Annotated in this window: 22 protein-coding genes; 18 read left to right on the forward strand and 4 right to left on the reverse strand. The window is 61.5% G+C overall.

Annotation, left to right across the window (positions count from 1 at the left end; genetic code table 11):
- Window positions 1-98 precede the first annotated feature (98 nt).
- Window positions 99-2,231 carry an ATP-dependent helicase gene (locus HYX42_RS17210; protein ID WP_293405267.1) on the reverse strand — a complete coding sequence of 711 codons (2,133 nt, stop codon included), beginning with the start codon at window positions 2,229-2,231 and terminating at the stop codon, window positions 99-101.
- A gap of 120 nt (window positions 2,232-2,351) precedes the next feature.
- Between HYX42_RS17210 and HYX42_RS17215 the strand changes: the two genes are divergently transcribed.
- Window positions 2,352-3,308: an AEC family transporter gene (locus HYX42_RS17215; RefSeq protein ID WP_293405269.1), complete on the forward strand. Its 957-nt coding sequence runs from the start codon at window positions 2,352-2,354 to the stop codon at window positions 3,306-3,308.
- An 88-nt stretch (window positions 3,309-3,396) separates the two neighbouring features.
- Here HYX42_RS17215 and HYX42_RS17220 read toward each other — a convergent pair whose 3' ends face one another.
- Together HYX42_RS17220 and purU are read right to left on the reverse strand one after the other, a co-directional pair.
- The gene (locus HYX42_RS17220; RefSeq protein ID WP_293405271.1) at window positions 3,397-4,290 is read right to left on the reverse strand and encodes a LysR substrate-binding domain-containing protein; all 894 of its coding nucleotides are present in this window, start codon (window positions 4,288-4,290) and stop codon (window positions 3,397-3,399) included.
- A gap of 96 nt (window positions 4,291-4,386) precedes the next feature.
- Window positions 4,387-5,235 (reverse strand): formyltetrahydrofolate deformylase, encoded by an 849-nt coding sequence (gene purU, locus HYX42_RS17225; RefSeq protein WP_293405273.1) that lies wholly within the window; start codon window positions 5,233-5,235, stop codon window positions 4,387-4,389.
- Between the two features lie 99 nt (window positions 5,236-5,334).
- Between purU and HYX42_RS17230 the strand changes: the two genes are divergently transcribed.
- From HYX42_RS17230 to HYX42_RS17310, 17 genes are all read left to right on the forward strand, one after another.
- Entirely contained in the window at window positions 5,335-6,675 is a 1,341-nt protein-coding gene (locus tag HYX42_RS17230; RefSeq protein ID WP_293405275.1) for an aminotransferase class III-fold pyridoxal phosphate-dependent enzyme, read from the forward strand.
- A 423-nt stretch (window positions 6,676-7,098) separates the two neighbouring features.
- Window positions 7,099-7,452, forward strand: coding sequence for a non-heme iron oxygenase ferredoxin subunit (locus HYX42_RS17235; protein ID WP_293405277.1), 354 nt, complete (start codon window positions 7,099-7,101; stop codon window positions 7,450-7,452).
- Window positions 7,449-8,252 (forward strand): ABC transporter ATP-binding protein, encoded by an 804-nt coding sequence (locus tag HYX42_RS17240; protein ID WP_293405279.1) that lies wholly within the window; start codon window positions 7,449-7,451, stop codon window positions 8,250-8,252. The genes HYX42_RS17235 and HYX42_RS17240 overlap by 4 nt, the downstream gene beginning before the upstream one ends.
- A 48-nt stretch (window positions 8,253-8,300) precedes the next feature.
- A complete protein-coding gene (locus HYX42_RS17245) occupies window positions 8,301-9,308 on the forward strand; it encodes an ABC transporter substrate-binding protein (protein WP_293405281.1) in 1,008 nt (335 codons plus the stop codon).
- Window positions 9,309-9,328: 20 nt separating this feature from the next.
- Complete coding sequence (locus HYX42_RS17250; RefSeq protein WP_293405283.1) at window positions 9,329-10,114, forward strand: ABC transporter permease; 786 nt, start codon at window positions 9,329-9,331, stop codon at window positions 10,112-10,114.
- Window positions 10,115-10,137: 23 nt separating this feature from the next.
- On the forward strand, window positions 10,138-10,899 hold the full coding sequence (locus tag HYX42_RS17255) for an SDR family oxidoreductase (protein ID WP_293405285.1): 762 nt from the start codon (window positions 10,138-10,140) through the stop codon (window positions 10,897-10,899).
- Window positions 10,900-11,155: 256 nt separating this feature from the next.
- Window positions 11,156-11,674: a cupin domain-containing protein gene (locus HYX42_RS17260; RefSeq protein WP_293405460.1), complete on the forward strand. Its 519-nt coding sequence runs from the start codon at window positions 11,156-11,158 to the stop codon at window positions 11,672-11,674.
- 24 nt (window positions 11,675-11,698) lie between these two features.
- Complete coding sequence (locus HYX42_RS17265; RefSeq protein ID WP_293405287.1) at window positions 11,699-12,571, forward strand: alpha/beta fold hydrolase; 873 nt, start codon at window positions 11,699-11,701, stop codon at window positions 12,569-12,571.
- A 159-nt stretch (window positions 12,572-12,730) separates the two neighbouring features.
- A complete protein-coding gene (locus HYX42_RS17270) occupies window positions 12,731-13,591 on the forward strand; it encodes an IclR family transcriptional regulator (RefSeq protein WP_293405289.1) in 861 nt (286 codons plus the stop codon).
- Window positions 13,588-15,267: a thiamine pyrophosphate-binding protein gene (locus tag HYX42_RS17275; protein ID WP_293405291.1), complete on the forward strand. Its 1,680-nt coding sequence runs from the start codon at window positions 13,588-13,590 to the stop codon at window positions 15,265-15,267. Before HYX42_RS17270 ends, HYX42_RS17275 begins: the two co-directional genes overlap by 4 nt.
- Window positions 15,264-16,061, forward strand: coding sequence for an aspartate dehydrogenase (locus HYX42_RS17280; RefSeq protein WP_293405293.1), 798 nt, complete (start codon window positions 15,264-15,266; stop codon window positions 16,059-16,061). The genes HYX42_RS17275 and HYX42_RS17280 overlap by 4 nt, the downstream gene beginning before the upstream one ends.
- A gap of 5 nt (window positions 16,062-16,066) precedes the next feature.
- A complete protein-coding gene (locus HYX42_RS17285; RefSeq protein WP_293405295.1) occupies window positions 16,067-17,542 on the forward strand; it encodes an aldehyde dehydrogenase in 1,476 nt (491 codons plus the stop codon).
- Between the two features lie 36 nt (window positions 17,543-17,578).
- Window positions 17,579-18,538, forward strand: a complete 960-nt coding sequence (locus HYX42_RS17290; RefSeq protein WP_293405297.1) for a VOC family protein — start codon at window positions 17,579-17,581, stop codon at window positions 18,536-18,538.
- Between the two features lie 3 nt (window positions 18,539-18,541).
- Window positions 18,542-19,510, forward strand: a complete 969-nt coding sequence (locus tag HYX42_RS17295; RefSeq protein WP_293405300.1) for a tripartite tricarboxylate transporter substrate binding protein — start codon at window positions 18,542-18,544, stop codon at window positions 19,508-19,510.
- Between the two features lie 133 nt (window positions 19,511-19,643).
- A complete protein-coding gene (locus HYX42_RS17300) occupies window positions 19,644-19,892 on the forward strand; it encodes a recombinase-like helix-turn-helix domain-containing protein (protein WP_293405302.1) in 249 nt (82 codons plus the stop codon).
- A gap of 1 nt (window position 19,893) precedes the next feature.
- Window positions 19,894-20,934 carry an aromatic ring-hydroxylating dioxygenase subunit alpha gene (locus tag HYX42_RS17305; protein WP_293405304.1) on the forward strand — a complete coding sequence of 347 codons (1,041 nt, stop codon included), beginning with the start codon at window positions 19,894-19,896 and terminating at the stop codon, window positions 20,932-20,934.
- Window positions 20,935-20,937: 3 nt separating this feature from the next.
- Entirely contained in the window at window positions 20,938-21,717 is a 780-nt protein-coding gene (locus HYX42_RS17310; RefSeq protein WP_293405306.1) for an SDR family oxidoreductase, read from the forward strand.
- A gap of 126 nt (window positions 21,718-21,843) precedes the next feature.
- Here HYX42_RS17310 and HYX42_RS17315 read toward each other — a convergent pair whose 3' ends face one another.
- Window positions 21,844-22,698: a ChaN family lipoprotein gene (locus HYX42_RS17315; RefSeq protein WP_293405308.1), complete on the reverse strand. Its 855-nt coding sequence runs from the start codon at window positions 22,696-22,698 to the stop codon at window positions 21,844-21,846.
- Window positions 22,699-22,802: the final 104 nt, after the last annotated feature.

Here is a 22,802-nt window from a genome sequence, read left to right on the forward strand (position 1 = left end):
GCAGGCGTGCGGCACTATGACATGCGGCCATGTCGTTTTTGCACCCCATGTGTAAATCTGCGGTAATTAGACCCCAAGCGCGGCCAGGCCGCCGCCAGTCAGCGTGCTTCGGAAGACGCCGCCGCAGCGGCAATCGAATCAGCAGATTTTTTGGCGAACTCGGCACGCAGGGCCTTGAGCTTTTCGCGCGGGTCTTCTTTCACCGTGGCCTTGTCAAGCGCCATTTCTGCAATGAAGCGGCTGGGTATCCCGGCAACCGTGTCGCGGCCCTTCTTGCGCCGGCGCAGCCAGTTGACGGCCAGTGTGCGCTGCGCGCGTGTGATGCCTACATACATCAGGCGGCGCTCTTCCTGCAGGCGCAGGGCGATGTTGTCGGTATTGGTGCCATCATCGTCTTCAAGTTTGAACGGCAGCAGGCCCTCCACGCAACCGGCCAGCACCACATGCGGCCACTCCAGCCCCTTGGCCGCGTGCAGGGTCGAAAGTGTGACCAGGTTCTGGTCGCCTTCACGTTCAGACAGGGTCGAAAGCAGCGCGATCGTCTGAATCACTTCCAGCAGGTTCTTGCGTTCGCGTTCAACAATGACACCGGCCGTCTCGTCGATCTGTCCGCCGCAGCGCAGCGACATCCAGTCGACAAAATCCATCACATTGGTCCAGCGAGTGGCGGCGGCTTTCTCGCTGTCTTCACCGTCGTAGAGGTGTTTTTCGTAATCGATTTCTTTCAGCCACTCGAGCAGAAAGGTTTTTGCATCTTCTGCGCCCAGCGTCTGTTTGGCGCGGTACTCCAGGTCATTGAGGTAACGGCCGAACTCATGCAGCGAACCTACGGCCTTGGCGGGCAGCACCGAACCCAGCGAGTTGCTGAACAGCGCCTCGAACAGGCTCAGCTTGTACTGCGTGGCAAAGGTGCCCAGCGTGCCCAGCGTGGTGTGGCCTATGCCGCGCTTGGGTGTGGTGACCGAACGCAAAAAGGCCGGGTCATCATCGTTGTTAGACAAGAGGCGCAGCCAGCTGCACAGGTCCTTGATCTCTGCGCGGTCAAAAAAGCTTTGTCCGCCCGACACCTTGTAGGGGATGTTGGCCTTGCGAAATGCTTTCTCGAACACCTTGGCCTGGTGGTTGGCGCGGTACAGCACGCAAAAGTCTTTCCAGTCACGATGCTGGCTGCCTTCGGCCTGCAAACTGCCCTCGGCACGCAGGCTCTGGATACGCGCCACCACACGGTCGGCCTCGTGCTCTTCACTGTCGCAATCGACCACACGCACCGGCTCCCCTTCGCCGAGTTCGCTGAACAGGGTTTTCGGGAACAGCTTGGGGTTGGGGCCGATGACGTTGTTGGCCGCGCGCAGGATGGCGCTGGTCGAGCGGTAGTTTTGTTCGAGCTTGACGACCTTGAGATTGGGGTAGTCCTGCGGCAGTTTTTTGAGGTTATCCAGTGTGGCGCCGCGCCAGCCGTAGATGGACTGGTCATCGTCACCCACGGCGGTGAAGCGGCCGCGTGCACCCACCAGCAGCTTGAGCACCTCGTACTGCGTGGCGTTGGTGTCCTGGTATTCATCAACCAGCACATGGCCCAGCGCCTGTTGCCATTTGGTGCGCACCTCTTCATGGTCTTTCAGCAGCTTGAGCGGCAGGCCGATCAGGTCATCAAAGTCCACACTCTGGTAAGCCGTCAGGCGCTCTTCATAGCGCCCCATGACGCGGGCAATCAGGTTTTCTTCATCGCCGCTGGCCTGGGCCTGGGCCATCTCGGCGTTGAGACCCATGTTCTTCCATTTGCTGATGGTCCACTGCCATTGCCGCGCCGTCGCCGCATCGGTGCTGCCGCCTGCGTCTTTCAATATGCTGGTGACGTCGTCGCTGTCAAGAATCGAGAACTGTTTTTTAAGGCCCAGCACATCGCCGTCTTCACGCAGCATGCGCACACCCAGCGCGTGAAAGGTGCAGATCAGCACGCCTTTCGCACTTTTGCCTATCAGCACCCTGGCGCGTTCGCGCATTTCGGCTGCGGCCTTGTTGGTAAAGGTGATGGCGGCGATCTGGTCGGCCTTCATGCCTGTCTGTATCAGCCGGCCAATCTTGTGCGTGATCACGCGTGTCTTGCCGGAACCCGCACCGGCCAGCACCAGGCAGGGCCCGTGCATGTAGTTCACGGCTTCCTGCTGGGCGATGTTCAGACCGGTATTGATGGGCGAGGCGGCAGGGGAGGCAGAAGAAGGTGACGACATTCAGGCAGACAACAGACAAACGTGAAGAGAGAAGGCGCAAGGCACGTGCAATAAATGCGCCAGCAGACAGAATCATAGCCAGTCACCCGCTGATCAATTTCACAGGCGACAATCGCTTTTGTGCTAGCCATCCTTCTCGTCACTTTTCCATTTTTTGCGCTGGTGCTGTGCGGCTATGTCGCCGCGCGCCGGGGCTTTCTGCCGCAGGCTGCAATACCGGGGCTGAACACCTTTGTGCTGTATTTCGCGCTGCCCTGCATGCTCTACCGTTTTGGCGCCAGCACGCCGATAGCGCAGCTGCTCGACGGCACACTGATAGGCCTGTACACGCTTTGCGCATTGATCATGGTGGCCTTCACGATTGCCGTCACGCGCAACAAACGCACAGGCTGGAACGACGCGTCTTTCGGTGCGCTGGTGGCGGCTTTCCCGAACACTGGCTTCATGGGCGTGCCCTTGCTGGTCGCCCTGCTGGGCGCACAGGCGGCGGGCCCGGCCATCGTCACCATCACGGTCGACATGATCCTGACCTCATCGCTGTGCATTGCGCTGTCGCGGCTGGACGGTGCGGACGAGCATGGTGTGGCACATGCGGCGAAGCTGGCGCTCAAGGGTGTGCTGGTCAACCCGCTGCCCTGGGCCATTGTGCTGGGCGGCCTGTCATCGGCATTCACCATCAGGCTGCCTGCACCCATCGCGGCAACCGTCGGCATGCTGGGCGATGCTGCATCGCCCGTCGCCCTCTTCACCATAGGCGCCATCCTCGCCCGCTCACAGATGAACGCCACCACCCGCACGCCTCTGGGCGACTACGTGCCGGTGACCTTCATCAAGCTGGTGGTGCACCCTGTACTGGTGGGCCTGATGGGTCTGGGGTTCGCCGCCCTGGGCTTTCCACTTGACCCGTTTGCATTGACTGTTGTGGTACTGGCAGCTGCACTGCCCAGTGCCAGCAATATTGCGATTCTGGCCGAGCGTTTTGGTGCTGATAACGGGCGGATCGCCCGCATTATTCTTTTGTCCACCGTGTTGGCGTTTTTCAGTTTTTCTGCGGCTGTTGCGGTTTTGAAGCCGTAGGGGCGTGTCTCACCCGTGCGCCGTCCAGGGCGCGCTGTGCCTTACACGCCTGGCGGTGAGGGGCAACACCTTCAAACAAACAAAGGCGCTACGCAAGGCTTTTCTGAAGCCACTCGGCAAAAGCCGAGCATTCCCATCTGTCCATGGTCCCCGTCCGCCAGCAAAGGTAATGCGCATGCGGGCTCGGGATGCCGCGCGTAAAAACCTCGCCGGCCCCCAGGCGAACCAGCGAGCCATTCTCAAGCCAGGGCGCACCCAGCTTGAGGCGCACCAGCGCGATGCCCATGCCTGCAGCGGCGGCGTCACACATCAGGCCGATGTCATTGAACTGCGAGCCGTCGATGGGTTCGGCCCAATCGAGGTGGTTGGCCGCGAACCAGGTGCGCCAGGGCTCCAGTGGTGAGCGCAGCAGGCTTTCGCCTTCAAGGTCTGCGGCTGTTTCAAATGGGCCGTGTTCACGTAAAAAGGCGGGTGATGCAAGCGGCGTGACATTGTCTTTGGTGAGGCACAGATGCTCAAGGTCTGCATAACGCCCGGTGCCGAAACGCACGATCAGATCCGCGTCTTCGGCGACCACGTCGAGCAGCGGTATCGAGACACCCAGCGTGACATCGATCTCGGGATAGGCCTCGGTGAACTGCCGCAGGCGCGGAATCAGCAGCGAGCGTGCAAACGTCGGCGTCACGGCGAGTCGCAGTTTGCGTTTGCCGGGCGTGCCGCTGGTGCCGGCTGCACCTGGAAATTTCTGCAGCGTGGTCAGCCCTTCACGCACGTGGGCCAGGTATTCGCTGCCTTCAGTTGTCAGCGAAAAGTCGGCGCGGCCAAACAGCTTGGTGCCAATGATTTGCTCAAGCTGCTTGACGCGGTGGCTGACGGCGCTGGGTGTGACGCACAACTCTTCAGCGGCCTGCGTGACGCTGCGCAGGCGGGCCAATGCTTCAAATGTGACAAGACATTGAATCGGTGGAATGCGCCCGGTCATGTCAGCGTCTCTTTTCAAGGGCCACCGCGGAACCGGCTTTGCCGGGCCGCTGGTGGCGCCCCCCTTGGGGGGAGGCGCCACAGGCGCTTCGGGGGGTCATTTGAATATCACGGTTTTGTGGCCATTGAGCAGCACGCGGTGCTCGCTGTGCCATTTCACCGCGCGGGCCAGCACGCGGCTCTCCGTGTCCTTGCCTCTGGCTGTCAGATGTTCGACGGTGTCCTTGTGGTCCACGCGGGTCACGTCCTGTTCGATGATGGGGCCTTCGTCGAGGTCGGCGGTCACGTAGTGCGCCGTGGCGCCTATGACCTTCACGCCGCGGTCATGCGCCTGGTAATAAGGTTTGGCGCCCTTGAAGCTGGGCAGCATGCTGTGGTGGATGTTGATGGCGCGGCCTTCAAGCTTTTTACAAAGGTCGTTGCTCAGCACCTGCATGTAGCGCGCCAGCACCACCAGCTCTGCACCTTCTGATTCAATGATCTCCAGCTGTTTCGCCTCGGCCTGCGCCTTGGTGGCGGCCGTCACAGGGATGTGGTGGAAGGGCACGTTGTAGCTGGCGGCCAGCTGGTAGAAGTCGCGGTGGTTGCTGATGATGGCGCAGACGTCTACCGGCAGCAGACCGGATTTGGCGCGGAACAGCAAATCATTCAGGCAGTGGCCGTCGCGGCTGACCATGATGACGGTGCGCATCGCCGATTCGGTCGAGTGCAGCTTCCAGTCCATCTTGAAGGGCACGGCGAAGGTGGTCAGGCTGGCCTTGAGTTCTTCAAACGAGAGCTTGTCGCAGGCAAACTGCACGCGCATGAAAAACAGGCCCGTGTCGGGGTCGTTGTACTGCGCGGCTTCTTCGATGTTGCCGCCGTTTTCAAGCAGGAAGCCGGAGACGGCGTGAACGATGCCCAGGCGGTCGGGGCAGGACAGGGTAAGGATATAGGCGTGCTTCATAGGTGACGAATTGTCGCAGGACACGCGGGGCTTTGCCCATCATCACAAGCTGGCCCTTCATCAGTGCCAGAATGAAGAAACCGAAAGCAGGAGACAGCCATGCCCACACCCACCTTCAATATGGAGCACCACTGGCTCCCCTTCACACCCAACCGCAGCTTCGGGAGCGACCCGCGCATCTTCGTCGCTGCAGACGGCATGCTTTTCACCACGCATGACGGCAGGCAGGTGATAGACGGCATCTCCAGCCTCTGGTGTGTAGGCGCGGGCCACAACCGCAAGCCGATCAACGAGGCCATCAAGAAGCAGCTCGACACGCTGGACTACGCCACCGCCTTCAACGCCAGCAACGACCAGGCTTTCAAGGCGGCAGAGATGATTGCCGCCATGGCCCCTGGCGACCTGAACAAGGTGCTGTTTTGCAATTCCGGCTCCGAGGCGGCCGACACGGCGCTGAAGGTGGCGCTGGCGTATCACCGTGCGCGCGGCGAGGGCCACCGCAACGTCTTCATAGGCCGCGAGCGGGGTTATCACGGTGTGGGTTTTGGCGGCATGAGCGTTGGCGGAATACCAGCCAACCGCAAGGTGTTTGGCGCGGCGTTGCTGCCGCGGGTCGACCACCTGCGTTTCATCCACGATCCGGTGAGGCACGCTTATATACATAACGACGAGCCGGTCTGGGATGAAGACCTGCTGCTGGAGCTTGAGCAGCGCATACTGCCGCTGCACGACGCCAGCAATATTGCGGCCGTCATCGTCGAGCCTGTGGCGGGCAGCGCGGGCTGGTATGTGCCGCCCAAAGGCTACCTGAAGCGGCTGCGCGAGATTTGCGACAGGCACGGCATCCTGCTGATCTTCGACGAGGTGATCACCGGCTTTGGCCGCCTGGGCACCGGCTTTGGCGCAGACTTTTACGGCGTGGTGCCCGATATGCTGACCTATGCCAAATGCGTGACCAATGGCGTGATCCCGCTGGGCGGCGTGGTCTGCTCTGACCGCATTTACGACGGCATGATGAAGGCCAACGAGGGCGCGCCCGAGCACGCCATCGAGTTCTTCCACGGCTACACCTACTCCGGCCACCCGGTGGCCTGCGCGGCCGCGATTGCCACGCTGGAACTGATGAAGGCTGAAAACCTGTTTGAACGCGCAGGGCAGATGGGCAAAAAGCTGGGCGATGCGATGCATACCGGGCTCAAGGGCCTGCCCAACGTCGTAGGCATACGCACGCTGGGCCTGGCCGGGGCAGTTGAGCTGTCGCCCATTCCTGGTGCGCCTGGCAAGCGGGCTTACGACATCTTCATGGACTGCTTTCACCGCGGCGTGCTGGTGCGTCCTGCCGGCGAGAACATCGTGCTGTGCCCGCCTTACATCGTCGAGCAGGCGCAGATTGACCAGATGCTGAATGTGCTGGCCGACGCGATTCGCCGGAATGCCTGAAGCGCCTCGTCAGGCGCCTTTTTGGACAAAATTTAACGTGCACGTTAAATTTTTAATGTATTCGTTAAAAAATGCCCTCGATATGAGTTTGAGGACGCGCCAAAACCAGAAAATCGCCTGAAAGCAGCTTAAAAAGGCCATTTTTGAGCGCCAAATTGGGCTGCAGGTCAATAGATACAAGCGTGAGCAGCTATTAATTCAGTAGCAAATAGATGGCTGCTGCGCCAGGCTGTCCACCCGCGACTGGGCTTGGGATCTTGCCTTTGGCGCCTGCCAAGTCCCAGCAACTGATTAACCCTACCAATTCACTTGGCTATTGATTGACATCAAAAGGTCATAAGCAAACAATGAATCTTTAGTGAATCATTGTTTCTTTAGTGAAACATTAAAAGTCCGGCAAGCCCCACCTGTAAAGAGAACAGCATGAGCACTCCCACTGGCGATCAAGACCTTCCCTGGCATGACGTTGCATCACGCGAACAGCTTGATCCGGACTTTCCGGTCGGCGTGGACGTCAATGGCCAGAAGGTGGGCCTGTTCCTGCTGAACGACGAGGTGCATGCGCTCGAAGACATCTGCCCGCATGCCTATGCGCTGCTCTCGCAGGGCTTCCAGGAAGACGGCGTCATCGAATGCCCGCTGCATGCCGCGCGTTTTGATATCGCTACCGGCAAATGCCTGGTTGAAATCGGCGAGCGCGACCTGCACCAGTTCCCTGTGCGTGTGCTCGAAGGCAAAGTGCAGATCCAGATTCCTATCGTGAAAGCTGCAGCATGAGCGCAGAACCTGCAGGCACACCGGCCATTGAATTCATAGGCGTTGAAAAACGCTTTCCTGCACGTGGCGACTCCAGGGAAGTGCTGGCCGCACGTGATGTCAACTTTGCGATTGCGCCCGGCGAGGTCGTCTCCATCATCGGCCCATCCGGCTGCGGCAAAAGCACGCTGCTGAACATGGGCTCGGGCCTGGCCAAGCCCAGCGCCGGCATCGTCAAGGTCGCCGGCCAGCTGGTCGAAGGCCCGAACGCGCATGTGTCCTTCATGCTGCAAAAAGACCTGCTCATGCCCTGGCGCACGATTTCGCAGAACATCGAGTTCGGCCTGGAGCTGCGCGGCGTGCCGGCAGCTGAACGCAAAAAAGTATCTGACAAGCTGCTGGCCCAGTGCCACCTCGGCGGCTTCGGCGCGAACTATCCGCATCAGCTGTCAGGCGGCATGCGCCAGCGCGCGGCCCTGGCCCGCACGCTGGCGGTGGACCCACTGGTGCTGTTGATGGACGAGCCCTTCTCGGCCCTTGACGCACAGACCAAGATGATCCTGCAGCAGGACCTCGCACGCACAGTGCACGAGCAGAAAAAGACTGTGCTCTTCATCACGCACGACCTGGTCGAGGCCGTGGCGCTGTCCGACCGCATCCTCGTCATGAGCGAGCGCCCCGGCACCATCGTCGAGCAGATCACCGTCGACCTGCCCGACCGCAAGAACCCGATGGCGCGCCGCAAGCTCGCCGAGGTCGGTCCCTACGTCGCACGCCTGATGGACCTGCTCAAGCTCGACGCCAGCACCGAAGTGCACTGATCACTGTTTTCGTTTTAGACACTGCAACCACCCACCCGGAGAATCTCCATGACCTTCAAAAGCCTTCCCGCCATTCGCAGTGCTCGCCGCACCTGCCTGGCGATTCTTGCTTCCACCGCCGTGCTGGGCGCGGCCGGTGTGCAAGCCCAGAACCTGCAGAAGGTCACCTACCTGCTGCCCGCACCGGGCACGCTGCCGGCTTTCGGCCCCTGGATGCTGGCCCAGGCCAAAGGTTATTACGCCGCTGAAGGCCTTGAAGTCGAATTTGTTTCCGGCCGCGGCGGCGTGGATGTGGCCAAGCAGGTCGGCGCCGGCAATGCCGTCATCGGCGGCGCGATTGGCGACACACCCATCATCGCGCGCGCACAGGGCATCCCGGTCAAGGCCGTGGCCGTGCTCGGCAGCGGTTCGCTGACGCAGCTGGTCAGCCACAAGGACGAAAAAATCGAAAGCCCGCGTGAGCTCAAAGGCAAGACGGTTACTGTCATTTCCTATACCGACACCACTTATTACGCGCTGCTCGGCATGCTGAGCAAGGTCGGCCTGACCAAGAACGACGTGAACATCCAGGCCGCCGGCCCTGCAGGTGTGTGGCAGCAGTTCGCCAGCAAGAAGGCCACCGCCATGGCGGGTGTGCCCGACTGGACAGTGAGCGCAATGGAAGCCGGCGCCAAGGTCGACATCCTGCCTGCAGATGTCTACTTCAAGAGCATGGCCCAGGCCATCCTCGCGTCCGACGAAACCATACAGAAGAACCCGCAGCTGATCCAGAAGCTGGTGCGCGCCACGCTCAAGGGCATGAAAGACATCATGACCGACCCCAAGGCCGCGACTGCGGTTTACGTGAAACACGTGCCCATGTACAAGGGCAAGGAAGCCACCATCCAGGCCAACTTCGAGCTCTACAACAAGTATGTGTATGCCGGCCAGAAGGTGCCCGGCCAGATGGACGAAGCCCGTCTGGGCGAGCTGCAGAAGTTCTACGTCACCAACGGTGTGGTGCCGAAAGAAGCCGTACTGAAAGACCTCTACACCAACCAGTTTGTCGCCAAGTAATTTCCGCAAAGTAGTTTCACATGACCGCCAATCGCGCCCGTCTCGTTACCACCAGCTGGAGCCTGCTTGTCCTTGTCGTTTTCCTGGCGGCATGGCAGTGGGGGCCGGGCCTGCTTGGCGTTCCCGACTTTGTATTGCCCCACCTCAGCAAGGTGTGTGAAGAGGCCGTCCGCATCTGGGGCAGCGAAAGGCTGCTCTGGCATGCCGGCATCACGGCTGCTGAAGTGGTGGTCGGTTTTGTGCTGGGCTCCGTACTCGGCGCGCTGATCGGCTATGCGCTGGGACTGTCGCCACGTGTTGAAGCCGTGCTGTCGCCGTATTTGCTGGCCCTGCAGATTGCGCCCAAGGTGGCGTTTGCGCCGCTGTTTGTCATGTGGATGGGCTACACCATGTATCCCAAAATTCTTGTCGCGGTGCTGATCGTCTTCTTCCCGGTGCTGATCAACGTGCTGTCGGCCATGCGCACCATGGACGTGGACATGATCAACCTGGCACGCTCCTTCTCGGCAACCCGTCTGCAGGTGTTCCGCAATGTTGAATACCCCACCACCATGCCCGCGCTGTTTTCCGGCCTGCGCATTGCCAGCACGCTGGCGGTGATCGGTGTGGTGGTTGGCGAACTTGTCGGCGGCAACATGGGCCTGGGTTATCTGCTCGTTTTCTTTGAAGGCCAGGGCAATACCGCTGCCGTGTTTGTCGTGATCGCCGCGCTGACTGTCATCGGCATCGCTGCCTATTACGCCGTGGTGATCGCCGAAAAACGTGTGCTCCATTACCTGCCCAGCTCCGAGCGCCGTTCGGCCTGAGCAAAAAAACACAAGAGACATTCATGACCACCTCGCTTCCTGAAATCATGCTTCCCGGCCGCAAGGTGCTGGTCACCGGCGGTGCACGCGGCCTGGGTGAAGCGTTTGCGCGCGCGCTGGTCGCTGCAGGCGCAGGTGTGGTCATCAGCGATGTGCTGCATGAGCGCGGCGAAGCGCTGGCTGCCGAGCTGGGTGACAAGGTGTTTTATGTGCCCATGGACCTGAGCGATGCCGATGCCATCAAGGCCGGCGTTGATACCGCCGCCAAACACCTTGGCGGCCTTGACGGCCTGATCAACAACGGCGCCATCACCAACTCTGGCGGCAAACAGATGGCCGATATCGCACTCGACACCTGGGACCGCGTGATGGCCGTCAATGTGCGCGGCACCTGGCTCACCACGGTGGCCGCGCAGCCCTGGCTGGCCGAGTCGGGTTATGGCCGCGTCGTCAACCTCGCATCCGACACTGCACTCTGGGGCGCGCCCAACCTGATGGCCTATGTCGCCAGCAAGGGCGCGGTGGTCGCCATGACGCATTCAATGGCGCGTGAACTCGGTCCACAGGGCATCACGGTCAACGCCATCGCTCCCGGCCTCACCCTGGTCGAGGCGACTGAATATGTGCCGCAGGTGCGGCATGAGCACTATCGCAACGGCCGCGCGATTGAACGCGCCCAGGTGCCTGAAGACCTCACGGCCGCCGTGATGTTCCTGCTGTCTCGCGGCAGCGGCTACATCACCGGTCAGGTGCTGCCAGTCAACGGCGGCTTCGTCATGAAATGAAAGGTGCATCCATAAATCCATTTTTCGAACGAATTGCGTCGTTGCGCGGTGCTCGCAATCCTCATGTACTTGGGTACATTCCGGTTGCTGCGCTCCGTGCGCCTCGCACTTCATTTCGAAAATCTGGATTTCTGAATACACCGAAACGCACTTTAGGAGAATGAACATGAACGCACCCGCAGCAAACCAGCCCGTCTTTAACGAACGCGGCCTGATGGACGCCAACATTCCGCCAGAGGCAGAAATCCAGCGCGGCATGATGCCGGCCGAAGGCCAGGGTTTTGCCGACTGGCTTGAAAGCCGCGTCGCGCGCTTCGGCTCGCGCAAATACGACTGGGACGCGCTGAAGTTCCAGGCCGACTACGACCCGACCTACCGCCGCGCGCAGATGCGTTATGTCGGCACGGGCGGCACCGGTGTGGCCAAGGATGCGAACACCGTGCCTTCGGCCCACTTCACCTTCTCGACCATGGTGATCCCCGCCGGTAACGTCGGCCCCTCGCATATCCACTATGACGTGGAAGAAGTCTTTTTTGTCATGCGCGGCAAGATGAAAATCGTCTGCGAAAAAGATGGCCAGCGCTGGGAGTCTGTGCTCAATGAGCGTGACCTGATCTCGGTGCCACCCGGCGTTTACCGCGAGGAAAGCAATATTGGCGACGAAGACGCATTGATGTGCGTGATGCTGGGTGCGCCCAAGCCCATCACGCCAACCTACCCGCCCGACAGCCCGCTTGCAAAAATCAAGCGCGACATGCTGGCCGCTGCGAAATAAGCGGGCATTGAACCTGGCAAGCCCATGAGTACTGCGCCATCACAGCCTTCCCTTGCGCAACGCCTGCAGCGTTTTGCGCCTGAGCGCGTCACCACGCCGTTGGGCGATGTCGAGTTTCGCCGGGCCGGCCCTGGTGTGCAGGGTGCGACGCATGTGCTGCTGCACGGCATAGGTTCAGGCTCCGGCAGCTGGCTCATGCAGCTTGAAGCCGCTGTCCTGACTAAGGGCGCACAAGTGCTCGCATGGGAGGCGCCGGGGTATGGCCACAGCAGCCCTGTGTTGCCTGAAGTACCCGATGCCGGTGATTACGCCGGCAGGCTCTGGGCATGGCTTGACAAGCTGGAGATCACGCAGCCCGTGACGCTGGTTGGTCATTCGCTGGGCGCATTGATGGCGGCGCGTGCAGCAGTGCAGCGCCCCCATCAGGTCAGGCGGCTGGTGCTGTTGTCGCCTGCACAAGGGTATGCGCGTGCCAGCCCGGAAGAGCGCGCCAAAAAACTGGGCGACCGCCTGAACAACCTCAACACACTCGGTGTGCAGGGCATGGCGCAAAAACGCGGTGCGGCCATGCTGTCGCCAAATGCCGACGCAGAGCGCGTCGCCTATGTGCAGTCCATCATGGCGCAGGTGCACCCTGCCGGTTACACCCAGGCCTCTCACCTGCTGGTGGGCGGCGATCTGCTGACCGATCTTGCTCACATCACCTGCCCTGTCGCCGTGGCCAGCGGCCGCGCCGACACCATCACGCCAGTGGCCGGTTGCCAGAAGGTGGCTGAAGCGGCTGGCGTGCCCTGGACAGACCTCGGCGATGCCGGTCATGCCTGTGCCCTCGATGCCGCTGCGGGTGTCAACGCTGTGCTGGGCTTAGTACTGCAACCCGAAAATATCAAAACATGAAAGCGCGTCTTCACGCCCAGGGCGGCGTTCCAATCTTTGTGAAGGCGTACAGCCTTCACTGCAGCTTGCGCCTTGCCCTGAGCGCGAATCCATCACTTTCATCTTGTTTCGCTACTTCCGGGTTGCAGTACCAATGAACCACAACGAAAAGGGATCCGCATGACTGCCAATGTCCTGAATGCGCCCGTCGCTGAGCCCGAGGACCGCTACACCGTACCGGCGCTGCAGCGCGGGCTGGACCTGCTGGGCCAGTTCAGCCGCCATACGCCCGAGCTCACGGGCGCCGACCTCGCGCGCCAGCTTGACCTGCCGCGCGCTTCGGTCTTTCGCATCCTGCACACGCTTGAGAAAGCCGGTTTTGTAGAACGCGTGGGCGACAGCACCAGCTACAAACTCAGCATAGGCGTGCTGCGCCTGGGCTTTGAATACCTGGCGTCCATGGAGCTCACCGAGCACGGCCGCCCCGTGATTGATGCGCTGCGTGACCTTTCGGGTTATTCGGCCCATCTGGTGGTGCGCGACAAACGCGACGTGGTGTTTGTTGCCAAGTCTGTGGGGCGCAACGCGCTCTTCCATTCGATACAGGTGGGTGCGCGCCTGCCTGCACACGCTACCGTGCTTGGCCGTCAGCTGCTGTCGGATCTCGACATGGCTGGCCTGTCAGAGCTCTACCCCGAATCGCCGCTGCCGGTCTATACACCGCGCACCCCGACCACGCTGGCAGAGCTGAAAAAACTCATAGACGCCGACCGTGCCAACGGCTACGGCATCAGCCAGGGCGGGTACGAAACCGGCATCTCCACCATTGCTGCGCCGGTCTTCAATGACGCGCATGAGGTGGTGGCTGCCGTCAGCATCACCGTGCCTGCGCAGCACCTCGACCAGACACAGAAGGACACGCTGGTGCCCCAGGTCATGGAAGCCGCCGCGCAGCTTACACAGCGCATGAGCCACCTGCCGCCACAACAGGGGGGCGCCAAGGCCACCCAGAAAATTCAACAGGAAAAGATAGCCGCATGACAACTACTACAAACAAAGCTTCCGGCAAGACCCGCGTCACGGTCGGCGAACTTGCTGCGCGCTTCCTGGAGCAATGCGGCGTCAAGGCTGCCTTCGGCGTAATCTCCATCCACAACATGCCGATCCTGGACGCCTTCAATACGCGCCAGAAAATCCGCTTTGTCTCGGCGCGTGGTGAAGCCGGCGCCTGCAACATGGCCGACGCCTATGCGCGTGTCACTGGCGTGATGGGCGTGTGCGTCACCAGCACCGGCACCGGCGCGGGCAACGCCGCCGGCGCGCTGGTCGAAGCCCTGACCGCAGGTACGCCCATGCTGCACCTGACCGGCCAGATCGAGTCCGACTACCTTGATCGTGATCTGGGCTTTATCCATGAAGCACCGGCGCAGCTCGCCATGCTGCAGGCCGTGGGCAAGGCTGCTTTCCGCATCCGCAACCCTGAAACCGCACTGGCCACACTGCGCGAGGCGCACCGCCTGGCCTTCACCGCGCCCTGCGGCCCGGTGAGCATTGAAATTCCCATTGACATCCAGGCTACGCTGCTTGATCTGCCGGCCGACCTGTCACCACTGCCTCTGGTACCGGTGCAGGCCGCTGCATCTGAAGTCGATGCGCTGGCGGAAAAACTCGTCAATGCCAAACGTCCCATGCTCTGGCTGGGCGGCGGCGCACGTGGTGCACGTGCAGCGGTCGAGCGCTTCGTCAGAATGGGCTGGGGTGTGGTCACCTCGGTGCAGGGCCGCGGCGTGCTGCCCGAAGACCACCCTGCCAGCCTCGGTTCCTACAACCTGCAAAAGCCCGCCGAAGATCTTTACCAGACCTGTGACGCCATGCTGGTTGTCGGCTCGCGCCTGCGCAGCAATGAGACCCTGCGCTACAAACTCAAGCTGCCGACCCTGTACCGCATCGATGCCAATGCACTGGCGCACAACCGCGGTTACAGCAGCGAATATTTTGTGCAGGGCGATGCACTTGCCACACTCAACGCGCTGGCCGACAAACTCGAAGGCCGCATGAAGGTTGACGCCGCACTGGCCGCCGATGTGAAGAAGGCGCGCGACCAGGCCTGCGCCATGGTTGACAGCACGCTGGGCGCTTACGTGGCGCTCAAGAACGGTGTGGCCGCGCAGGCCGGCAAGGATCTCTGGTGGGTGCGTGACATCACGCTGTCCAACAGCATGTGGGGCAACCGCGCGCCCATGCTCGACAACCCGCGCGCCGGTGTACATGCCCTCGGTGGCGGCATTGGCCAGGGCCTGGCCATGGCGATTGGCACCTCGATTGCCGACAAGGAACACGCGCTCAAGCGCAAGACGGTGGCGCTGATTGGCGACGGTGGCTTCATGCTCAATGTGGGCGAACTGGCCTGCGCTGTTCAGGAGAAAGCCAACATCGTCATGCTGGTGATGAACGACAGCTGCTACGGCGTCATCAAGAACATCCAGGACGACATCTACGGCAGCCGCCATTGTTATGTCGACCTGCACACGCCGGACTTCGCACAGTTCTGCGCCAGCCTCAAGGTCACGCACTTCCGCCTGGGCGAACCGGCGCAGACCAAAGACGTGCTTGAAAAAGCCTTCGCGGCAAGCGGCCCGGTCGTTGTTGAAGTCGACATGAAAACCTGGGGCCCGTTTGCCGCCAAGTTTGCCGGTCCGATTTTGAAGAAGGATTGAGCGTGCTGAATGTCGTACTCATCGGCTACGGTGCCATAGGCCAGGCGATTTTCCGCCGGCTGCAGGGCAGCGCGCGGGTGAATGTCACGCATGTGGTGGTCAGGCCGCAGCATGTCGCTGAAGTGCAGGCCGCGCTGGGAGACACCGGAGTCGAGGCGGTAGCCGAGGTACCTGCCGGTACAACACTCGCGCTGGAATGCGCAGGCCATGAAGCGCTGGGCGCGCATGTGCTGGGCGCGCTTGAAAAAGGCGTGGAGTGTGCGGTGATGTCGGTGGGTGCGCTGTCTGAAGCGGGCCTGCCTGAAAAGCTCACAGCTGCTGCCGAAAAAGGCGGCACGCAGGTGCATCTGCTGGCAGGCGCGATTGGCGGTATCGACGCCATCGCCGCAGCACGGCAGGCAGGCCTGAGCAATGTCACGTATACAGGCCGCAAACCGCCGCTGGGCTGGAAGGGCTCTGCTGCCGAGAAGGTGGTGGACCTGGCCTCCCTGAAAGAAGCTGCCACGATATTTGAAGGCACGGCGCGCGAAGCGGCCAGCCTCTACCCGAAGAACGCCAATGTTGCTGCGACCGTCTCCCTCGCCGGCCTGGGCTTTGACGCAACGCGCGTACGCCTGATCGCCGACCCGGCGGTGACCGAGAACATCCACGAGATCATGGCCAGTGGCGAGTTCGGTGAAATGCAGGTCACCATGCGCGGCAAACCCCTGGCTGACAACCCCAAAACATCGGCATTGACCGTGCTCTCCGCACTGCGCTTTCTGGACAACCGCGCCTCACCCCTCACGATATAAACATCATGACCACACCCCACCTGAAATCCCTGATTGCCGGCCAGTGGCGTGATGCGTCCGGACCGTCTTACACAACAGACTATGCGCACGATGGCAGCGTGGTGGCCACGCTCAACGCGTCCACTGCCGCCGATGTCGACGAGGCCGTGCAGGCTGCTGAAAAGGCCCGCATGAAGCCCGAGTGGGCCAACCTGAAGCCGCATGAGCGCGCCAGCATGCTGCACCGCATTGCCGCAGGCATACGCGAGCGCGGCGAAGAACTGGCCCAGCTGCAGCGCCTGGACAACGGCAAGCCCATCAGGGAGACGCGTGCGCTGGTGGCCAGTGCTGCAGGTACCTTCCAGTTTTTTGCAGCGGCCTGTGAGACGCATGAAGATGCGATTACCCCATCGCGCGGCGACTATGTGACCATGAGCTTGCATGAGCCGCTGGGTGTGGTCGGTGCCATCACGCCGTGGAATTCGCCGATTGCCAGCGAGGCGCAGAAGCTCGCTCCGGCTCTGGCGGCCGGTTGCGCCGTGGTTTTCAAGCCTGCAGAAATCACGCCGCGTATGGCGATTGAACTGGCGGACATTGCCCAAAAAGCCGGTGTGCCGGATGGCATCATCAGCGTGCTGCCGGGCAAGGGTTCCATCGTCGGTGAAGCGCTGGTGCGGCACCCGCTCATCAGGCGCATAGCCTTCACGGGCGGTACCAACGTCGGCATGGGCATCGCGCGCATAGGTGCCGAAAAACTCATGCCCACCTCGCTTGAGCTGGGCGGCAAGTCGCCGACCATTGTCTGTGCCGATGCCGACCTGGACCACGCCGTGGCCGGTGTGCTCTATGGCATCTTCAGCTCGTCTGGCGAGTCGTGCATCGCTGGTTCACGCGCCTTCATCCACGCCAGCGTGTACGACGAATTCAAGTCGCGCCTGCTGGCCGGCGTCAAGGCGCTGCGCGTGGGTGACCCCATCAGCGAGAACACGCAGATGGGCCCCCTGGTCAGCCAGAGCCACCGTGCCTCGGTTGAAAAATACGTGCAGCTCGGTATCGACGAAGGCGCAAAGGTTTTGTTCGGCGGTGTGCGTCCACAGGGCGCGACCTTTGATAAGGGCAGCTACTACACGCCCACCGTCATGGAAGGCCTGCCCAACAGCGCCCGCATGTGCCAGGAAGAAATCTTCGGCCCAGTGCTGGCCATGCTGCCGTGGAGCGACGAGGCCGACCTGATTGCGCAGTGCAATGACAACGTCTATGGTCTCGCATCCGGTATCTGGACCAAAGACTACAAAACCGTCTGGCGTCTGGGCCGCGCCCTGCAGACAGGCACGGTCTGGGTCAACACCTACAAGGTCTTCTCCACCAGCACGCCGTTTGGCGGCGTGAAGATGAGCGGCACCGGCCGCGAAAAAGGCCGGCTCGGCATTCTTGAGTACACCACGCAAAAGAGCTATTACTGGGGCACCAACGAGGCACCCATGCCCTGGGCCACCATGTGATGAGCGTGATGTGCAGTAAACATATTGAGGTAACACATGATTGAAGGTATTGACGCCATCACCTATTCCACCGACGCGTGGGACGAGGCCGCCCGCTTTCTGGGTGACTGGGGACTGAAGAACGTCGGCCAGTCGAATGAACTGCAGACCTGGGAAACCCTGAACGGCTCCTTCGTTTACGTGCGCCGCACCGATGACGCATCGCTGCCGCCGCCCATGGAAAGCGGCCCGACGCTGCGTGAAGTGGTCTGGGGTGTGCAGGACGATGCGCGGCTTGCCGCCATTGCTGCCAGCCTGGCGGGTGTCAGGGGGTTTGAAGACAAACGCGCCGTCAACGGCACTGTCCGGGCGCTGGACCCGCATGGCCTGCGCGTCGTCTTTCAAAAGAGTGCCAAGCGCGCCATTGATATCAAGGGCATTGGCACCAATGCCTGGGGCAATGTCAGCCGTATCGACAAACCCTCGCCGATTTACGAAGCCGCACAGCCCATAGAGATCGGCCATGTGGTGTTCTTTACTGACAGGATTGAAGAGGCCGAGGCGTTTTATGCAAGCCTGGGTTTCAAGACCTCTGACCGCTACCCCGGCCGTGGCGTTTTCATGCGCTGCTCGGCCGTTGGCGGCCATCACGATATCTTTTTGCTGCAGTTGCCGAACAAGCCTGCCGGCCTCAACCATGTGGCCTTCACGGTACGCGACATCCATGAAGTGTTTGGCGGCGGCATGAACATGAGCCGCAAGGGCTGGAAGACGCAACTCGGCCCCGGCAAGCACCCAATCTCGTCTGCCATCTTCTGGTACTTCGAAAATCCCTGCGGCGGCCTGATCGAATACAACGCCGACGAAGACCACCTGACTGAAAACTGGGTGCCGCGCGAGTTTGCACCCAGCCCGACCGCCTTTGCCGAATGGGCGATTGACGGCGGCATTGACGGCAACACGCGGCGCCAGCCCAAGGTTGAGGTCGGTACCGGTTTTCTCACCGAAAAGCGATAAATCATGCAAAGGCGCGCCGCTCTCTTGACCGTGGCAGCACTGGCCGCAGTGGCTGGTCACGTGCGCGCCCAGGGTCCGGGCGGCGAGGGCTTTCGCATCGTCGCGCCGTTCCCGCCGGGAGGCCCGATTGATTCGCTGGCACGCATTCTTGCTGCGGGTTTGACGGAGCGCTACAAACAAAGTGCAGTGGTTGAAAACCTCGCAGGCGCGGCCGGCAATATCGGCATCGAAAAGGTCAGGCGCGCCAGGCCCGATGGCCAGACGCTGCTGGTGGTACCTGCCGGCAACCTGACCATCAACCCGACCCTGATGCCCAACTTCCCGTTCAACATCGAACGCGATTTTGTGCCCATCACGATGCTGGCGAAGGCACCCAATGTGCTGGTGGCCAACCCGTCGCTGGGCGTGAAGAATGCCAAAGAGCTGGTGGCCATGGCCAAAGCCAGACCCGGCAAGCTGGCCTACGCCTCGCCGGGCATCGGCAGCGGGCTGCATCTGGCGGGGGAACTGTTCAAGCAGCAGGCCGATGTCGACCTTTTGCATGTGCCTTACAAGGGCACAGGCCCGGCGCTCAACGACGTACTGGGCGGTCAGGTGCCGTTGATGTTCAGCAACCTGCCGGCCACGCTGGCGCATATCAGGAGCGGCAAGCTGCTGGCGCTTGGTACGACCGAGTCGGCACGCAGCTCCAGCGCACCCGACATTCCGACGCTCGCAGAGCAGGGCATTAACGGTGTGGTGGTGACTTCATGGTACGGCCTGCTCGCGCCAGCGGGCACGCCCGCCGCCGTGGCGGAGCGCCTGGCGAAAGACGCGGCAGATATTCTTGGCCAGCCGGCCGTGCGCGAACAGCTCAAGGCTCAGGGCCTCACTGAGACCCTGATGAAGCCCGCCGAATTCGCAACCTACATGCGCGTCGAAACTGCGCAATGGGCAAAGATCATTAAAGCCCGCAACATCGTTGCGGAATGACTCCGCTTCCATGTCAATCCAGGACGTCGTTACTTCGCCTTGCCGTGCTGCAGCACTGTCTGCGGCTCGCGCCTAGTCCCGGACCGACCTGAAAACGGAGTCGATCGTTAGTACTTTTCCAGGAGAACCCACCATGACGATGAACAGCATTCCCATCAACGCCCTGCAGGAGCGTTATCTGCAGCCGCACCAGGCGCGTCAGCGTCCGCCCACCACGTTCGAAGACCTGCTCGGTGATTCCATCGAGCGCGGTTTTGCCGCGGGCCACTGGGAGCTGGATGCGCTGGTCGAGCACCTGAACAAGGGCGGGCCGCTGGGACCCAATGGCCAACCCTGGACTGCCGAATCGTTCCAGACCCTCATGAAGACACTGGGAGAGTGACATGACCACAGCTACCGCAACCCCAACCACCCCCACGCCAACAGCTGCCGATGTCGACAAGCTGCTTGAGCGCGGCCTTTATGACCTCTGGTACCCCATCTGCCCGTCGCACTTTGTAAAAGAGCGCCCGGTCTCCATGCGCCGCCTGGGCTACAAGATTGCTGTCTGGCGCGATGCCAATGGCAAGGCCCATGCGCTGGAAGACCACTGCCCGCACCGCGGTGCGCCGCTGTCCATGGGTGTGAACCTGGGCGACCGCCTGGCCTGCCCGTACCACGGCATTGAAGTGCGCTGCGACGGTACCGTGACCAAGGTACCCGCCAGCCCCGGCTGCACGCTTGAAGGCTCGCGCGCGACGCGGTCCTTCCACGTCATCGAGGCTGCAGAGTCGATCTGGATCTACAACAGCCGCGACCATGTCGAGACACCGCCGCCACTGAATCTGCCTGAAGAAATCAGCAGCCCCGAGTGGAGCTCTTTCCTTTGCTACGTCGAGTGGCGCGGCGACTACCGTTATGTGGCCGACAACGTGATGGACCCCATGCACGGCAGTTTTGTGCACAAGCAGTCGCATTCCATGAGCGAAGGCGACATCAGCGCCAAGTTCAAGCTGCGCAAGACCGACAGCGGTTTCATGTTTGAAAAAGACGGCCAGCGCGATGTGAACTTCGACTGGACCGAGTGGGGCGACACCGGCACGCAGTGGATGCGCCTGGCGATTCCCTATCCAAAAACCGGCGGCCCCGGCGGCAGCTTTACCGTTATCGGGAGCTACACACCGGTGAGCCCGCAGCTGTCGGTCGTCTTCTTCTGGCGCTGCCGCAAGGTCAGCGGCTGGCAGCGCGATGTGTGGCGTTTTCTGTACCGCAACCGGCTTGAGCAGCGCCACTGGGTGGTGCTGGAGCAGGACCGCGTCATGCTGGAGACCATGGAGCCCGATGCCAACCAGCGCGAGCACCTGTACGAGCACGACATCGGCCTGTCACGCCTGCGCAAGACCATGCAGAACATGGCGCTGAAGCAACTCACGGCAGCGAAGTAAAAGATGGACCTCGACATTGCCGGCCGCAAGGCGCTGGTCTGTGGCGCCAGCGCCGGCCTTGGTTTTGCCTGCGCCGAAGCGCTGGCGAAAGAGGGCGTTGAAGTGGTGATGGCTGCGCGCACCGAAGCTACTTTGAGAGAGGCTGCAGCAAAGCTGGCGGCGATCTTGAAAGCACCGGTGTCGTGGGTGGCCGCTGATGTCACGACCGCAGAAGGGCGGGCGCGCATTTTTGCTGCGCACCCGGACTTTGACATCGTGGTGACCAATGCAGGCGGCCCGCCGCCTGGCGACTTTCGCAACTGGGATCGCGATGCCTGGCTGGCTGCGCTGGACGCCAACATGCTGAGCCCCATAGAGATCATCAAGCGCACGGTCGACGGCATGATGGCGCGCGGTTTTGGCCGCATCATCAACATCACGTCAAGCTCCGTCAAATCACCCATTGATGCGCTGGGCCTGAGCACGGGTGCCCGCAGCGGCCTGACAGGTTTTGTGGCCGGGCTTGCGCGCAGCACGGTGGCCCGCAATGTCACCATCAACAACATCCTGCCCGGCACCTTTGATACCAGCCGTCTGGCGGGCAATTTCGCTGCGCAGGCAAAGCGTGAAAACGCGAGTGTTGAAGAAGTGAAGGCAAAGCGCCTGGCCAAACACCCGGCGCACCGCTTTGGCCGGCCAGAAGAGTTTGGCCAGGCCTGTGCTTTTTTATGCGGTGCTAACTCGGGCTACATCAATGGACAAAATTTGCTGATGGATGGCGGTTCTTTCTCCGGCGCCTGGTGATTTCGCCCTGTCTCTTTTCTTGTCATTGCGGACTCGATCCGCAATCCATGAATCCGAATCCCGAGACCCAGAAACCCTGAAGTCATGGATCCCGGGTCAAGCCCGGGATGACAGCCCGCATGGCTCTTATTTCCCGCCCGTCTGCTTTTTAAACTCCTCGCAGTAGTCCTTCTCGGGCAGCGCAGGCGTCAACCAGAGCGCATCAAACACCTCTGCTTTTTCAGCGTCGGTCACCGGGCCTGCGTGCAGCCGCAAGGTTTTGCTTTTGATATCGGCTTTCAGGTGTTGCGCCACCCCCAGGTTTTTATCGGCGTGGCCGCTGCCTGACAGCAACACCACCACCTTGCCCGGCAACAACGCCTGTCCCAGGGTGTTGGCCATGCTGATGTCCTTGGCAATCTGAATGCGTGTCATCGGCGTGATCTGGCTTTCCGGCAGCAGGTTGCAGTGGCCCAGCCGTATCGCCTGCTGTTGTGCTTTCAGCGCCGGGCCGGGCAACTGGCCGTCGAGCTTGCTGTCAGCCATGCTGGGCTGCATCCGGTCGCGCGGCAGGTTGGCGCCCAGCACCGGCACACCGGCACGCACCGCCGTCATCACCGCAGGGCCGTAGGCTTCCCAGGGCCAGGCCCTGTCGTTCCATCTCAATGCGTTTTTGGCTTCCTGCTCATTGGAGCTGGGGTGCAGGGTCGCGGTGCTGCGGCCGGCATCTGCCATCTCCAGCGCCACAGCGGCCAGTACACCACGCTGGGCGAGCAGGGCAATCACCTGCTGCTCGATTTGCTGGTGCTCTGGGGCGTCGTGCTGTTCGCCAATCAGCAGGACATCGGTGGGCAGCAACGGGTCAATGCGGGCAGCGGTGGCTGTGGCGATGGTTGCGTCCAGTGGGCGTATGAGGGGCGCTTCGGGTTTGCTGGCGCAGGCCCCTACAAGTACGAGGATGGCAAGCGGTGACCAGTGACTGATCGAAAAATAAGGATGCATGGCGGAATACTAAGCCTTGCGGAGGCTGCCCTGTCTGCGCTGGCGCAACATGTGGCGTCGGCCTGAATCGTCAAAAAGTTAATATGGAACTTAACATTTTGGTC

The organism is Polaromonas sp., from assembly GCF_016185115.1.
In the GTDB taxonomy this organism is placed as follows: domain Bacteria; phylum Pseudomonadota; class Gammaproteobacteria; order Burkholderiales; family Burkholderiaceae_C; genus Polaromonas.